The organism is Hafnia paralvei ATCC 29927, from assembly GCF_001655005.1.
GTDB lineage: Bacteria > Pseudomonadota > Gammaproteobacteria > Enterobacterales > Enterobacteriaceae > Hafnia > Hafnia paralvei.
Genome location: NZ_LXET01000039.1, coordinates 83,862 through 97,822, shown reverse-complemented (window position 1 = coordinate 97,822; position 13,961 = coordinate 83,862). Strand labels below are relative to the sequence as shown.

Below are 13,961 nucleotides of genomic sequence, written 5' to 3'. Positions count from 1 at the left end.
GGGCGTTATGACGATAGTTGGCTCAGCCCTTGCCCGCCTCACGCAGGGGGGCGGTGATAGCTGGGAATGGGGCGAGAATCTTCATCCTGCCTCGTTTCGGGGTGTACCTTTCGCGGTAACGGGAGGAGAAAGTCAGTTTGGACGCCGACAGGCCGTCCATGAATACCCAATGCGCGACCGCGTATGGGTAGAGGATTTAGGTCGAGGAACCCGCCGTATTACCCTTCAAGGTTTCATTGTTCAGGGGAGCCGAATATACAGCGCCAGCGATGTACTGACCCAGCGCGATTCTCTGATCGCGGCGTGTGAATCGAAAGGTTCTGGGACGCTCGTTCATCCTACTTTGGGGGAACTAACTGTCAGTATTCCCGACGGGGGGCTTAAGTTCCGTGAAGGGTTAGATCAGGGCCGTAGTTTTAGCTTCACGCTAACATGCCTAGAGGGAGGGCTAAAAACATTTGCTTTAACCACAGCGAGTCCTGCTGGTAGCGGCTTAGATCAAAGTTGGTTTTCTACGGTCACGACGGCGGCTGCTTCGGTCATTGCTGAGGTTAAAGGCGAAATTCTTTCTGTAAAGCACGCCGCAACAACGATTCAAAATACGCTTTCGTTTTGGTCTCACTTCGTGTCCAGCACGGCTGAAGAGGCTACGACGCTTTCCAGTTCGTTAAATTCTACTCTCGGGAATTTGCGTTTTGGCCGTGATTGCAATGGCACGGTCGGTGGCACTATATCGGGTCTGACGGGAAAGATTACTCCCGCAGTAGGGACGGTAAATTATAGTGCGCTGGTGGCGGAGAAAAATGCTCAGGTGGTCAGGGCGCGTAGCGAGACTGTCGCGGCAGTTGCGGCGCTTTCGGTCATGCGAGATATCAACAAGGTTCCAGATGCCGTTCAATCCTTGATGCTCACACTCACGGCGGCCGTACCTTCCGTTAAGGATCAGTTGTCGTTATTTGAATCGATGATGTCGGATGCTGCCTTTGACGGTACGTATTACAACGACATGACTAGCCAGCAAGTCTATGCCGCGCTGATGGCCTATCTGAAAATAATGAGTGCATCTATGTTCACTCGGGTAGCCGTGTCGGCCGCGATGACTGGCACGTTGGCCGCTCAGGATTTGTTTAAACGGGGGATCTCTGCACTGGATAGCGCCAGCCTGTTGGCCAGCGCACATGGTAATGATGACCTGTGGAACAGTCTTGAATCTCTCAGAGAGACATTCACTCAGAACATGCTTTCCCAAGGACTGGGGGCTGGCCGCGTTATCTGGTCATTTCCCTCGCCGTTGCCGGCATTGGTTATGGCCAATCGAATCTGGCAAAGCGCGGAAAAGGGGGATGCATTGGTGATCTCCGCTAGCCCTATACACCCTGCCTTTATGCCGCTGAGCGTGGAGATGAGCGATGACACAAACGGATGATGAACTGGTCCTTGAAACCGATGGCGTCGCTATTCAAGGATGGGACCGAATATCTGTGACGCGTAGTATTGAACGATTGCCGTCGTCGTTTAGCTTGAGCCTTCTTGATCTGTACCCAGGGAGCGATGGTAAGCGACGTGTGCGAGCGGGTGAAAGCTGTCGAGTCCTTCTGGGACAAGATGTCGTGATTACGGGCTATATCGATAGGTGGTCGCCGACTATTTCGCCCAGTCGCCATGAAATCAGAGCTATCGGCCGTAGTAAATGTCAGGATCTCGTCGACTGCAGCGCGGAGTGGCCATCAAACGTGATTAGCAATGCTGATGCGCTGGGAATTGCTCAACGGTTAGCGTCCCCTTATGGAATTTCAGTCACGACGGACGTTAGCGATATACGTTCCGTTCCTCAATTTACGCTGAATTGGGGGGAGTCGCCGCAAGAAATTATTGACAGAGTAACCCGCTGGGCGGGTCTGCTTTATTACGATCTTCCAGACGGAAACCTGTACCTGACGCGGGTAGGCGACAAGCGTGCTCCCAGTGGGGTAGAAGAGGGTACAAACGTTGAATACGCTTGGTATGAAGAGTCCATGGATGAGCGTTTTTCTGATTACACCGGTGTTTCAATGAACTTTACGCCGGTTGGCGAAGCTGGGGATGCGGGTTATGACGCTGTGACTTTGGCGGCAGCCCGTGACCCTGAGGCAGCATCGATGCGCTACCGTAAACGGATCATCATGGTCGAGAGTACCCTTGTTGCGCGAGATATGGCCACTGACTGTATTAACTGGGAAATGAACAGGCGGTATGGACGCTCCCGTATGCTCCGCGTGGTGACTGATAGCTGGCGTGATAGCACTGGGAAGTTATGGGAGCCAAATACGCTAATTCCTGTTCACCTGCCAACACTGGACGTCCAGCGACAGGAGCTACTCCTAGCAGAGGTGACATACACACGGGACGACGACGGTACGCATGCTGAAATGATGTTGTTACCGCCAGCGGCGTTCTCTATCCAGCCTTACGCTTTCTATTCGAATCTCATGGAGCTCACGTGAATGATGCACTGACACGGTTGTACCGGCGTATCACAATGCTGGTGGGCATAGGGCGGACCACGGGTGTTATGAACGATGATGGAACGACCCAAAAATTACAGTACAAAACGCCTTTCGACGTTAAGGGCAGTACATTGCGAATGACTGAATTTGGTTTCTCCTCTGGTCTCCCTGCAGGGAGCGACGTTCTCATTCTTAGTCTGGGTGGCGATCGCTCTAGTCAGGTCATTGTGGCGACCAATCATGGTTCTACGCGGTACGGAAATTTAAACCCAGGTGAGACCGTTATCTACGACGCCCAAGGTAAATCCATTCTGCTGGGCAAAGAAAAGCTCACGGTGAAATGTGCCGGACAGGATATCGAAGTGCTGGAGGCTCAAAACGCAACGATTACTGCCAGCGTTAAGGTGCGTCTGGAGACGCCGATGGTAGAAAGTACCGGTGACATTGTGGACAACTGCGATACCAATAAAGTCAGCATGAAAGCGCTGCGCGATGCCTATAACGCCCATGGACATGATGTGAAAAACGTTCAGAGTGGCAATGATGCGCGTACCAGTGAAAAAACCAATAAGGGGGTTTGATGGCGGATATTAGAACAATCTGGTTCACCGACTCTGGTTTTGCTGGCTGGCAGGTGGGGGAGCATGATCTCGTTAGCGGTGATGATATTGAAACAGCCGTACTCAACAGCCTGTTCAGCGATCGCTTGGCTAATGAGGATGATATTACCGACGACGGCGATCGGCGCGGCTGGTGGGGGGATACTGGGGAAGATGTTCTACTGGGGTCTCGTTTATGGCTACTTAGCCGGAGTCCGCTCACCCGCGCGGTTGCGAGAAAGGCGGAAGTGTATGCTGAAGAATCAGTGGGCTGGCTAGTGACTGATGGCGTGCTTTCCGCAGTGAGTGCCTCCAGCCGTATCCTCTGGCCTGACAGACTCTATTTGACCGTTTCTCTGATCCGCCCTGTGGGCAGTAAGCAGGAATATAAATTCGAATGGCTGTGGGGGGAGAATAATGCCATATCAACGTCCTACGCTCAGTGAATTACGTAACCGTAACCGGCAGTTTATAACCTCGGAGCTAGAGAACACCGGTGAGTTGCTGAGATTTTCAAATTTACGGATCATGGCTGATATGGATGCCGGCATGAGCCATTTACACTTTGCTTACCTCGACTGGATAGCGCGACAAAGTAACCCATTTACCGCCGAAGATGAGTGGCTGGCGGCTTGGGGAGCGTTGAAAGGCGTGTACAGGAAGGATGCAACGGCAGCGACAGGGCCGAAGGTTTCATTTAAGAAAGGGAATGTTGGGGCGATTGTGCCAGCAGGCGCACTGCTGAATCGCAACAACGGCGTGCAGTATAGCCTTGATCATGCCGTGACGATTGGCATCGATAATATGGGTAACGGTAGCGTTACTGCTGTCTTACCTGATTCAGATAGCAGCCTGACCGCCGCCGATGGCAACGCGCCGGCGGGCACGGCGCTGACGCTGGATAGTGCGATCGAAGGTGTAGAGAGTACCGCTGTTGCCCTAGAGGCAATAACTGGCGGTGCGAACCTAGAAGAGCCAGAAACTTTTCGAAAACGCGTGTTGCAGGCGTATCAGGCCGATGCCGAAGGGGGGAGTGAGGATGACTATAAGCGCTGGGCGCTCGAGGTCTCTGGCGTCACCCGCGCATGGGTTGCACCACGTCTGTTGGGGGCCGGTAGTATTGGCCTCTATTTTATGTGCGATGGTGACGATCGAACTAACCACGGGTTTCCTGTCGGAACAGACGGCGTTGCGACAAAAGAACAATACCCCTACGGGAAAGCGACGGGCGATCAGCTGCGAGTGGCAAATTATATTTTTCCACTCAGACCCGCAACGACAGCCGTTTGGGCCTGTTCCCCCCTTAAACACACCATAGATTTTGATATTGGCGGCATACCTGATGCCGGCGCTGATGTTGTCGCTGCCATTGAAAGTGCTATTGATGAGGTATTTTTTGATAATGGCGTACCGGGTGGAAAAATATTTTTATCGGATCTCTCTCTGGCCATCGGGGGTATCGATGGCACCCGCGGTTTTGTCCTGAACCAGCCGACGGGCACATTCATTCAGCTTAATGCCGGTGCGCTCCCGCTACGTGGCCAGATTAATTTCTCCAGAGGCTCATCATGAGTCGCTTCAGCCAACAAGAATACGCATCAGCCTTGGGAAAACTGCTACCACAGGGGAAAGCTTGGGCGCATGGGGGCGACACGGTACGGGGACAGGTGCTGCTGGGGTTGGGGAACGCCTTTGCGGCCAGTGATACGGCGGCACTATCGCTGCTGCGTAATGCCTTTCCGGCGACGGCCGGATCGCTGCTGACTGATTGGGAACAGGCGTTAGGGCTTCCGGACAATTGTTCCATCGGGGAAATGACGACAATCGCGCTTCGACGCGCGGCCGTGGTGACAAAACTAACCAGCAATGGAAGCCTATCCATTACATCACTTATCAACGCACTAGCGCGTTCCGGTTACACCATAACCGTCACAGAGTACAGGCGGGCACGCTGTGGGTTATCTGCGTGTGGTAATGCGTTAAATGGCGATGACTGGCCACTCGTATTACAGGTGAACGTACCGGAAACGACAATATTCAGGGCAAAGTGTGGCCAGGCTCGTTGCGGGGATCCTCTGCGTACTTGGGGGAATAAAACCTTGGAGTGCATTTTAAAACGGCTGGTGGCACCGGATATTATTTTGCGGATTAATTATATCCCTGAGTCTTTCTGATTAATTAATTTCTAACCCTTTCTTTTTATGAATAATCATTTAACCGTGAGGATGACTCATGCTCAAAATTGGTGATCTCACCGATAGCGCCGATAATAACGGTGAATTTACAGACGGCAATGTAGCCGGAAATGTCTTACCCACGGAGTTAATGGGGGGATGGTTTACGACGGTTCAACGTGAATTAATCGCCGTCCTGACAGCAGCTGACATGCTGCCTGATAAGACGAACGATGCTCAGGTTATTACTGCCATCAAAAAAATGATCCAGAAATCAGCTGACGATAACTCTGGAGTACCTGTAGGCACTCCCATTCCGTGGCCCTCTGACACGGTTCCAGAGGGATATGCTCTGATGCAGGGGCAGACTTTTGATAAAACGAAATATCTTAAGTTAGCCATAGCCTATCCATCGGGCACCCTACCAGATATGCGAGGTTGGACAGTTAAAGGGAAACCTGCCAGCGGACGTGCTGTGTTGTCGCAAGAACAGGATGGTATTAAATCCCACACGCACGCAGCAACAGCAGCCGCAACAGATTTAGGGACAAAAACGACCACATCTTTTGATTACGGTAATAAGACGGCAGCGTCGACCGATTTGGGGACAAAAACAAGCTCGTCTTTTGATTATGGGACAAAGACGACGTCAACCAGTGGGAATCACACCCACGACTACATAGATACACGAACTAGTGGTGACTCAAACGGCGTTAAAGTCGCAGGCTCAACTGGGGGTGCAGCAACCAATAAGTCGATCAGTAGCACTACAGTTGCAGCAGGTAACCATACCCACACAGTCGGGATTGGTGCCCATACTCATACGGTCGCTATCGGCTCTCACGCTCATGCTGTTGCAATTGGTGCGCACAACCATTCAGTAGTGATGGGGGCGCACGCGCATACCATTACCGTAACTGCAGCGGGTAATGCAGAGAATACAGTCAAGAACATCGCTTTTAACTATATTGTGAGGTTAGCATAATGACATTCGAAATGTCCGATCAGGCTCAGACTATTAAAATTTTCAACCTTCGCGCAGATACCAATGAGTTTATTGGTGCTGGTGATGCTTATATCCCGCCTCATACCGGATTACCAGCAAACTGCACCATTGTACTTCCTCCTGCTATTCCATCAGGGCATGTCGCAATATTTGATGATAAAGAACAAACATGGACTATAAAGGAAGATCACCGTGATGAAACGGTTTATAGCACGATGACTGGGGAGGCTATTTTTATTTCAGATATCGGTGAATTACCTGAAAATACCGTATCCATAGCGCCCTCTGGTCAGTATGAAAAATGGGACGGTCAAGCATGGGTGAAAGATGAAGAAGCTGAAAATAATGCAAAACAAGCTGAGGCTGCATTAAAACAACGCCAACTTATATCTGATGCGCGTGAGGTTATCGGAGAGTGGCAAACTGAACTGCTACTGGGCTCGATTACCGATGAGAACAAAGATAATTTGCAAAAGTGGCTTGATTACATTCAAGCAGTCAAGGATGTAGACTTAAGATTACCTGAATGGCCTGAGCAACCCGCTGAGTAATAATATATTCTAAAAACTACATAACCGAAGCAAAATTTACAGCCTCGGTTATGTATGAGCGTTTATATCTGTTATATAGCTTGAGGCGGAGTTTTACCCCTACTTAAGTATGAGCGTATTTTTCCTGTTAACTTTACCTCTATATATCTATGAGATAACCAAGCAAAAACTATCGCGGTGATGATCATGATAAAGAAGCCAAAGTATGTGCTGATGATTTCTGGATGTGTTTTTTTAAGATTCCAAAAAATGAGATAGGTAACTGGGTTGTGTATTAAGTAGAGAGAAAATGAAATATCACCTAACTTCACCAAAGGAGACATAATAAGCTTATGTCGCATAATTATGCTATTGGATAATGCGAAAGTCAAAATTAGAAGGAAATAGGATAATGATGATATTAGGTCATGTGTCTTTAACGTTCTGGTAAATAATCCATAAGCAATTAATAACGTAACAAGTAATGGAAGGCAAAAGCTATTAAGCGAAATTTTATCTCTGAGATACAAAAAAGTGTATCCAGCTAAAACACCGATTCCAAATTCAAAGATAATAGGGTTGGTGATAAATCTTAACATGATTGAACTATAATGATATCCTGCGACTGAAAGCGTAATATCCTCTTTTGAGAAAAAAGCGAGAACTATGGGAAGCAAAAACCATGAGCATAACGCGAGAAAACGTGGTTTTATTAGAAGGCAAACAGAAAACGCCAAGTAAAAGTAAAGTTCATAGTTGATTGTCCATCTTATATTATATATTCCACCCCCAGTTGTATAAAAGGGCGGATTATCAATAATGTATGGTCTAAATGTTAGAGCACTAATTAAATTCTCTACTTTTTCAGGATAGTGGAATATGCTCATGGCTCCACTACTTAAGAAAGCAAATAACAATAAAATATAATATGTTGGTAATATGCGGATGAATCTGTTTTTTAAGAAATTAAAACTTGTATGAACCCCATGACCTTGACCGTTTGTGACATAAATCATAATAAATCCGCTTATCACGAAAAACAAATCAACCCCAAATGCTCCCCAGCCAAAAAGCTTATCTGGTACAGCCATGCTGCTCCCAGTAGGAACCAAATAAAAACGATAGTGGAACATTACTACCGACAATGCCGCGAGACCACGTAGTATCTGGATTGATTTAATTTTATTTTTCATCATGCACCAAAAAATAATCTATTTTGTCATCAAAGCCCCTGCTGAGGCTTAATGTTTTCTTAGTCACGCACTTTATCAGCTACCATTCGGTATAGGAAGTTGGAACTACTTCTTTATACTAGATCCGTAGCAGGAGAAAAACGAGCTCGATGAAGTTAAAATGTAGGCCAAACGTATCGCGCCGAGCAATCGATCGCTCTGGCGCATATGCAAGTTTAGTAATGTGTTGCAGTCACTGCAATAAAAAGCTTATCTTGTCATTTATTATCGCGGTGGAATAGTGTCCACTCCTCAATTTTTTCCCCCGTAGGAAGGTGGCAGTATCCGACTGTTCCAGAATCAGTTTGTACCATTTCAAGGGTGCCACCAACTTGTTGGCAATACACGGATGCAGGATTAGCCATACCTATTGGCTTACTTTCATTCACTGGAGCTTTTGTATTTTGAGAACAGGCCGATACCAGTAAAGCGAGAGTCATAACGGTTAGATATTTCACACAAAACCTCATTTTTATGTAAATCCAAAAAATACGTCTGACGTATGCAAGATTACAACGCAATGGCGTTAATAAACGAAACAATTATAAGTGAAATGATTCTGATAGTAATTGTCATTTTTAGATTCAAACAACATATTAAACACCCCCAATAAAAAATGACAATTAAGAAATATTCGTATTTCTATCTATGCTTAAGGATTAGGTTTAGCCTATTGTATGTATTAGATTACTACTTAAAGAAACAGTTACATTCGTCCTTTTCTAATACTCTTACGCATGCAGAGAATGATCCAAGTGAATCATCTTGGTATAATTCCCACCCATAGTTAGAGCGCATCCAGAAAAGAGCCCAGCTATTTGTTTGAGGATAGAACGTAGCTTTGGCTATTGGCAATGTTTGGAACTCGATATGAAGGTCATAAAATGTTGGCTTAAGCAGGAAGATCAAGACGTCACGGTCACAAATTTTGAAAGTAATCTTTTCTGATGATTCTTTACTATCAGATGACTGATAACGAGAAAGCAACCTGTCCATTACTCTGTTTATTGAACCACGCTCAGAATCATTAAATGTCATACCACCCCCATATACTGATACTTAAGTAATACTAACCTATAAAGACCAACTGTTGATTATGGTTATTTATACAGTCTATAGGATATTGGCTAACAGTAACGACGGAAGGGCTATGCTATGACATTTTAGACGCAGATTGTACGGGGTAAATCTGAGATAGCAAATATGATTATTCCGTAAAATCTTATATTTTTATGTCCGAGTATCAAAATAAAAAAGGGGCATAAAAAGGGGCATATTTATCAAAAGGGGCACGAAAAAGGGCATTAACTATGTAGCTAGAGGTGGCTTACGGTAGATACGATGGTTTTGTAACGGGTTGTTTTATAATGAAAATACATGATATTCAGTGTGTTAACTTTTCTAGTCCAATACATTAAGGTTGTATTGCTCTTTCTTGCTTATGGTCTGATCTTCTGACATTGAATATGTATCCGGTGTTATGGGGCTCGCAGGGGAAAACGCCCTACAGGCAATAGTCGTTTCATGCGTAAGCGGGTCATCTGGCATTTTACCAGCTCATGGCACATAGCCGGAGGGATCCCGCGTTGCTGCGTGGCGTGTATGGTACGGATTACGGCGACGAATTCCAGTGGGTTTTACAGCTTTATTCCATAAGCACCGATAGCAGAAAGCGGATAGTATGACTTCTGCCTATAGATCGTGGCTCTGGGCATAACATTTCTCAACATCATAGAACTGCTTGTTCGTGGTGTATCCGAATTCTATTTTCGTTCCCAAAATGGCACGTCAAGAATCCCTAACGTTTTGGTTTCATGCTCATCGAGCGAGACAAAACCCGCATGAATTCAACATAAAGTTGAAATAACAACTTTATGTTGATATTGTCGTATCAAGTGATACTCGCTAAACCTGTTATTTCTAGAGTCCTGAATCCGCATGAAAACGATGTTGAATGAACCCTGTCTTTCAGATACCACCGATCCTGCCATCATTACTGAACGCAGGCTGGTGCTGAAGGTGTTGCGTAGCGCTTTGCAAATGCTTGGCTGCGTCGTTGGTCGCAATACTGAAGTGGTTCTCCACGATCTCACCCATCCGGAAAACTCGGTGATTGATATTGTTAACGGACACGTTTCTGGGCGCCGTATAGGGAGTTCTGTGCTATCGGGTCCACAAAACGATCGCGGCTTCAGTGCAGTGATGCAGGAGATAAAAAACGAGTCCTGCGGCGAACCTTCAGTGGTCGGGGGATATGAGACATTGACGCCGACGGGTAAAAAACTACGCAGTGCAACGGTCGTTTACCGGGATGCTCAGGGGCATCCGTTTGCCAGCCTGTGCGTGAATGCGGATATCAGCGGCATTGAAGCGGCACAAGCCTGTCTGGCGCAGTTATTGTCAAGCGGTATTCAGACGGCTGAACATCCGGTATCTGAGCCACCGGATATGGAAATTCTGATGGCAGAAATCATTCAAGATGCAATGCAATGCACCGACGTTAAAAACAGCGTGATGAATAAAAAGGCCAAACTACAAGCCGTGCGCCAGATGCAGGAGCGGGGAATATTCATCGTAAAAGGTGGGGTTGAGAAAGCGGCAAAGGCACTCGGCGTTACGCGCTATACCATTTACAACTATCTTGAAGAAATTCGTCAAAGCCAAACTTGCGTCTAAGTATGACGATCCTTGGGGAAATATCATGCAAATTGAAATTTTTCAGGTTGATGCCTTTACCTCCCAAATTTTTGGCGGGAATCCAGCTGCGGTGTGCCCATTAGAACAATGGGTTGAGGATGAAGTGCTTCAGAAAATTGCGGCAGAAAACAATTTGTCAGAAACCGCATTCTTTGTGCAAAAGAGCGACATTATTGAACTGCGCTGGTTTACGCCACTTGTGGAAGTCGATCTCTGTGGGCATGCGACGCTGGCGACGGCGTGGGTATTGTTTAATCAACATAGTGCGACACAGGATACGTTGAGATTCGCTACGCGCAGCGGCGTGCTGAGTGTTTCTCGTGACGGTGAGTTTTTGGCGATGGATTTTCCCGCAAAAAAACCGGAGCTCATTGATGTTCCTGAAGGTTTAGCGCAGGCGCTGAGCCTAAATACGCCTATTCGCCAAGTCTACAAGGCCGATGACTATATCGTGTTGGTGGATTCGCCAGAAATAGTGGAAGCTCTACGACCAGACTTTTCGCTGCTTGCGCAATATCAAGTGCGAGGCGTGGTGGTAACCGCTGCGGGGCACGATTGTGATTTCGTTTCACGCTGGTTTGGTCCAAACGTCGGTGTTAATGAAGATCCTGTTACGGGGTCGGCTCATACTTGCTTAGCGCCGATTTGGGCTGAAAAACTTCGGCGTGACGATCTAAGCGCTCAACAGGGCGGCTGCAGAAAAGGGCAGTTAGGTTGTCGGCTTTATACGAATGCAGAGGGGGAAGATCGCGTGATTATTCGCGGTCAAGCGGTGCTGTATCTTCATGGGATTATTTCTGTTTAGTTTTTCACTTTTGAGGGGCATTGTATGTCTTCTAACCTACAGCGTTTTGCCAGTGATTTGCCGTTTCCATTTGCCAAAGCGGTACGTGCAGGCGACTTCTTGTTTCTGTCGGGGCAGGTTTCAATGTCTCCAGACGGCAAGCCGCTTTATGGCAGCGTAACGGATCAGTCAGAAAATATTATGCAGAGTATTGCCAAAACTCTTAAAGAGTGCGGCTCTGATATGGACTCTATTGTAAAAGTAACCGTTTGGTTATCCGATATGAAACACTTTGCAGAATTTAATCAGGTATATGCTACTTATTTTAAACATGGTTATCCTGCTCGTTCAGCAATAAGCTGTGAACTGGTGATGGGTTTAGATGTGGAAGTGGAAGTACAGGCGATGATTAAAAAATAAATATATTACACAAGTTATGTGAGATTAAAGTAAAAAAGCATGGTTCAGGACATGCTTTTTTGTCGTGGTTAATTAAATGTGGCTATTTATAAACTGAGAATTTTTTAGTGATAGGTTTCAGTTTTTCTGTGTTACCAAATAAGGCAATGGCAATAAAATCAAGATTATCTATTTCCGTGTTTAACGTATCAGCGATCTGTTGCTCTGCAGAGTGAGATAACATCGTGTTCGTAAAGAAGTTATATGTTATTTCTGCATCTTTGGCTTTTTGTACCGCGCTAGCGAGTTGGCTACTGTTCTTCGCTTGTAAAACCACGACAGGGTAATGACTCATATTGGCTTGTAATCCCGAACTGGCATTTGGATATGCATCAAATAGCATTTCTTTAGCACAATCGGTAATTCCAGCGCTAAGATGACTGGCCGCATTCATTAATGTGCTAACTTCGTGATTGCGATTAAGGATGATATAAAGCTTCATCTCATTATCTTCGTACATTTTAAACTCTCGGCGTTGAATAATCTATTTAATATATATTATTGTAATTTTAAATTCAAATTATACATGAACGCGCAGGTGTTTATTTTTAAATGCGCTAAGCGCAGAGAGATACGGAAAAGTAAATGACTTTAGTTAATGAGCCATTAAGGAGAACAACAGTGATTGTCAGCTGATAGATAAAGAAAAACCGCAGTAACCTCTACTGCGGTTGGGAAGAAAAGGTGTAACACTAACCTTGATTAGAACTGATAAACCAGACCTACTGCAACAACGTCGTCGGTAGAAATACCGTTGTCTTTGTAGAAGCTGTCATCGTTGTCTAACAGGTTGATTTTATAATCAACATAGGTAGACATGTTTTTGTTGAAGTAATAGGTCGTACCGACAGAAACGTATTTAACCAGATCTTTGTCACCAATGCTGTTTGCAGATGTTTGAGCATTGGCACTATAGAGGTCTTTGCCTTTAGATTGTAGGTAAGAGACTTCTGGACGCAGACCGAAATCGAACTGATATTGCGCAGTTACTTCAAAGTTTTGTGTTTTATTCGCAATTTGATTGCTGTCGCCGTCACCGTATGGGGTCATGTTGTTGGTTTCAGCGTACATGGTGGCCAAATAGACGTTATTAGCATCATATTTCAGACCTACAGTCCATGCGTCAGCTTTGTCACCGCGAGCGGTGGACAGATTACTTTGCTGATCGGTACGATCTGATGATGCATAGCTAGCACCCGCACTAATGCCCATGCCGAAGTCATAAGTGGTCGATAAACCGTAGCCATCGCCATTCTGGTGCTGAACATCGCGTGAGTTGTTGCTCAGTTTTTCGTTGTCGTTATTCGTACCGTCGTTTTTACCTTGATACTGAACGGCTACGTTCAACCCATCAACCAGACCGAAGAAGCCATTGTTACGGTAGGTTGCAACACCGTTAGTGCGGCCTGTCATGAAGTTATCCGCCTGAGTATAAGAGTCGCCCCCGAACTCTGGCAGCATATCGGTCCAGCCTTCCACGTCGTACAGAACGCCGTAGTTACGACCGTAGTCGAATGAGCCGTAGTCACCAAATTTCAGGCCAGCAAAGCCCAGACGGGTAAAGTTACCGTCGCTGCCGTTGCCTTCGGTGTTATTCACCTGAACGTTATACTCCCACTGACCGTAACCGATCAGTTGGTCTGTAATCTGAGTTTCACCTTTGAAACCTACACGCACGTATGACTGGTCGCCATCTTTGCTTGAGTCGTCAGAGAAATAGTGCAGACCATCAACTTTGCCATACACATCCAGCTTGTTACCGTCTTTATTATAAACTTCTGCGGAGTGTGCTGCGCCGGCCGCTAACAGAGCTGGGATAACCATCGCCAATACTTTTCTTTTCATGATAAATTCCTAGTTATTTTTTGTGTGAATAAAAACACGTAATCCATAGGTTGTAATCAATCATTACAGCCATTAGATGCTAACGATTAAGTTCCATTTACCTGTAAATGTAATTTGTAATAAGTTTATTAAAAGTAAGATTAAAAATG

At 46.2% G+C, this 13,961-nt stretch carries 16 protein-coding genes; 11 read left to right on the top strand and 5 right to left on the bottom strand.

The annotated features are described in order from the left end of the window. Nucleotides 1-7: 7 nt before the first annotated feature. The 8 genes from M988_RS09850 to M988_RS09815 are packed head-to-tail and all read left to right on the top strand — an operon-like array spanning nt 8 to nt 6,816. Nucleotides 8-1,426 (top strand): DNA circularization N-terminal domain-containing protein, encoded by a 1,419-nt coding sequence (locus M988_RS09850; protein WP_064573905.1) that lies wholly within the window; start codon nt 8-10, stop codon nt 1,424-1,426. Further along, a complete protein-coding gene (locus M988_RS09845; protein ID WP_064573904.1) occupies nt 1,410-2,483 on the top strand; it encodes a phage baseplate assembly protein in 1,074 nt (357 codons plus the stop codon). Before M988_RS09850 ends, M988_RS09845 begins: the two co-directional genes overlap by 17 nt. Then, complete coding sequence (locus M988_RS09840; RefSeq protein ID WP_082919448.1) at nt 2,480-3,067, top strand: phage baseplate assembly protein domain-containing protein; 588 nt, start codon at nt 2,480-2,482, stop codon at nt 3,065-3,067. Before M988_RS09845 ends, M988_RS09840 begins: the two co-directional genes overlap by 4 nt. Next, nucleotides 3,067-3,531 carry a phage GP46 family protein gene (locus M988_RS09835; RefSeq protein WP_064573903.1) on the top strand — a complete coding sequence of 155 codons (465 nt, stop codon included), beginning with the start codon at nt 3,067-3,069 and terminating at the stop codon, nt 3,529-3,531. The genes M988_RS09840 and M988_RS09835 overlap by 1 nt, the downstream gene beginning before the upstream one ends. Further along, a complete protein-coding gene (locus M988_RS09830; RefSeq protein ID WP_064573902.1) occupies nt 3,503-4,657 on the top strand; it encodes a baseplate J/gp47 family protein in 1,155 nt (384 codons plus the stop codon). The genes M988_RS09835 and M988_RS09830 overlap by 29 nt, the downstream gene beginning before the upstream one ends. Beyond that, nucleotides 4,654-5,259, top strand: a complete 606-nt coding sequence (locus tag M988_RS09825; RefSeq protein WP_064573896.1) for a YmfQ family protein — start codon at nt 4,654-4,656, stop codon at nt 5,257-5,259. The genes M988_RS09830 and M988_RS09825 overlap by 4 nt, the downstream gene beginning before the upstream one ends. A gap of 58 nt (nt 5,260-5,317) precedes the next feature. Beyond that, nucleotides 5,318-6,244 (top strand): phage tail protein, encoded by a 927-nt coding sequence (locus tag M988_RS09820; protein WP_074388442.1) that lies wholly within the window; start codon nt 5,318-5,320, stop codon nt 6,242-6,244. Beyond that, complete coding sequence (locus tag M988_RS09815; protein ID WP_064573894.1) at nt 6,244-6,816, top strand: tail fiber assembly protein; 573 nt, start codon at nt 6,244-6,246, stop codon at nt 6,814-6,816. The genes M988_RS09820 and M988_RS09815 overlap by 1 nt, the downstream gene beginning before the upstream one ends. Before the next feature lie 71 nt (nt 6,817-6,887). Here M988_RS09815 and M988_RS09810 read toward each other — a convergent pair whose 3' ends face one another. The 3 genes from M988_RS09810 to M988_RS09805 all read right to left on the bottom strand — a co-directional run bounded on the left by M988_RS09810 (nt 6,888) and on the right by M988_RS09805 (nt 9,065). Further along, entirely contained in the window at nt 6,888-7,988 is a 1,101-nt protein-coding gene (locus M988_RS09810) for an acyltransferase family protein (protein ID WP_064574026.1), read from the bottom strand. 257 nt (nt 7,989-8,245) lie between these two features. After that, nucleotides 8,246-8,392, bottom strand: coding sequence for a putative hemolysin (locus M988_RS23300; protein WP_346211206.1), 147 nt, complete (start codon nt 8,390-8,392; stop codon nt 8,246-8,248). A 325-nt stretch (nt 8,393-8,717) separates the two neighbouring features. Further along, nucleotides 8,718-9,065, bottom strand: coding sequence for a DUF3024 domain-containing protein (locus M988_RS09805; RefSeq protein ID WP_064573893.1), 348 nt, complete (start codon nt 9,063-9,065; stop codon nt 8,718-8,720). 900 nt (nt 9,066-9,965) lie between these two features. Between M988_RS09805 and M988_RS09800 the strand changes: the two genes are divergently transcribed. From M988_RS09800 to M988_RS09790, 3 genes are read left to right on the top strand one after another with little or no spacing between them, the layout of a single operon-like run. After that, nucleotides 9,966-10,703 carry a helix-turn-helix transcriptional regulator gene (locus tag M988_RS09800; protein WP_064573887.1) on the top strand — a complete coding sequence of 246 codons (738 nt, stop codon included), beginning with the start codon at nt 9,966-9,968 and terminating at the stop codon, nt 10,701-10,703. A 25-nt stretch (nt 10,704-10,728) separates the two neighbouring features. Continuing rightward, nucleotides 10,729-11,529, top strand: a complete 801-nt coding sequence (locus M988_RS09795) for a PhzF family phenazine biosynthesis protein (RefSeq protein WP_064573885.1) — start codon at nt 10,729-10,731, stop codon at nt 11,527-11,529. Between the two features lie 24 nt (nt 11,530-11,553). Beyond that, the gene (locus M988_RS09790) at nt 11,554-11,928 is read left to right on the top strand and encodes a RidA family protein (RefSeq protein ID WP_039186755.1); all 375 of its coding nucleotides are present in this window, start codon (nt 11,554-11,556) and stop codon (nt 11,926-11,928) included. A gap of 82 nt (nt 11,929-12,010) precedes the next feature. Here M988_RS09790 and M988_RS09785 read toward each other — a convergent pair whose 3' ends face one another. Next, on the bottom strand, nt 12,011-12,427 hold the full coding sequence (locus tag M988_RS09785) for a DUF2000 domain-containing protein (protein WP_039186752.1): 417 nt from the start codon (nt 12,425-12,427) through the stop codon (nt 12,011-12,013). 242 nt (nt 12,428-12,669) lie between these two features. Continuing rightward, complete coding sequence (gene ompC / locus M988_RS09780) at nt 12,670-13,812, bottom strand: porin OmpC (protein ID WP_039186749.1); 1,143 nt, start codon at nt 13,810-13,812, stop codon at nt 12,670-12,672. Nucleotides 13,813-13,961: the final 149 nt, after the last annotated feature.

Excerpts from the sequence above, each read along its gene's own strand:
- M988_RS09850 (WP_064573905.1), top strand. The coding sequence starts at position 8 with ATGACGATAGTTGGCTCAGCCCTTGCCCGCCTCACGCAGGGGGGCGGT.
- M988_RS09845 (WP_064573904.1), top strand. The coding sequence starts at position 1,410 with ATGACACAAACGGATGATGAACTGGTCCTTGAAACCGATGGCGTCGCT.
- M988_RS09835 (WP_064573903.1), top strand. The coding sequence starts at position 3,067 with ATGGCGGATATTAGAACAATCTGGTTCACCGACTCTGGTTTTGCTGGC.
- M988_RS09830 (WP_064573902.1), top strand. The coding sequence starts at position 3,503 with ATGCCATATCAACGTCCTACGCTCAGTGAATTACGTAACCGTAACCGG.
- M988_RS09825 (WP_064573896.1), top strand. The coding sequence starts at position 4,654 with ATGAGTCGCTTCAGCCAACAAGAATACGCATCAGCCTTGGGAAAACTG.
- M988_RS09820 (WP_074388442.1), top strand. The coding sequence starts at position 5,318 with ATGCTCAAAATTGGTGATCTCACCGATAGCGCCGATAATAACGGTGAA.
- M988_RS09815 (WP_064573894.1), top strand. The coding sequence starts at position 6,244 with ATGACATTCGAAATGTCCGATCAGGCTCAGACTATTAAAATTTTCAAC.
- M988_RS09810 (WP_064574026.1), bottom strand. The coding sequence starts at position 7,988 with ATGAAAAATAAAATTAAATCAATCCAGATACTACGTGGTCTCGCGGCA.
- M988_RS23300 (WP_346211206.1), bottom strand. The coding sequence starts at position 8,392 with ATGGCTAATCCTGCATCCGTGTATTGCCAACAAGTTGGTGGCACCCTT.
- M988_RS09805 (WP_064573893.1), bottom strand. The coding sequence starts at position 9,065 with ATGACATTTAATGATTCTGAGCGTGGTTCAATAAACAGAGTAATGGAC.
- M988_RS09800 (WP_064573887.1), top strand. The coding sequence starts at position 9,966 with ATGAAAACGATGTTGAATGAACCCTGTCTTTCAGATACCACCGATCCT.
- M988_RS09795 (WP_064573885.1), top strand. The coding sequence starts at position 10,729 with ATGCAAATTGAAATTTTTCAGGTTGATGCCTTTACCTCCCAAATTTTT.
- M988_RS09790 (WP_039186755.1), top strand. The coding sequence starts at position 11,554 with ATGTCTTCTAACCTACAGCGTTTTGCCAGTGATTTGCCGTTTCCATTT.
- M988_RS09785 (WP_039186752.1), bottom strand. The coding sequence starts at position 12,427 with ATGTACGAAGATAATGAGATGAAGCTTTATATCATCCTTAATCGCAAT.
- ompC (WP_039186749.1), bottom strand. The coding sequence starts at position 13,812 with ATGAAAAGAAAAGTATTGGCGATGGTTATCCCAGCTCTGTTAGCGGCC.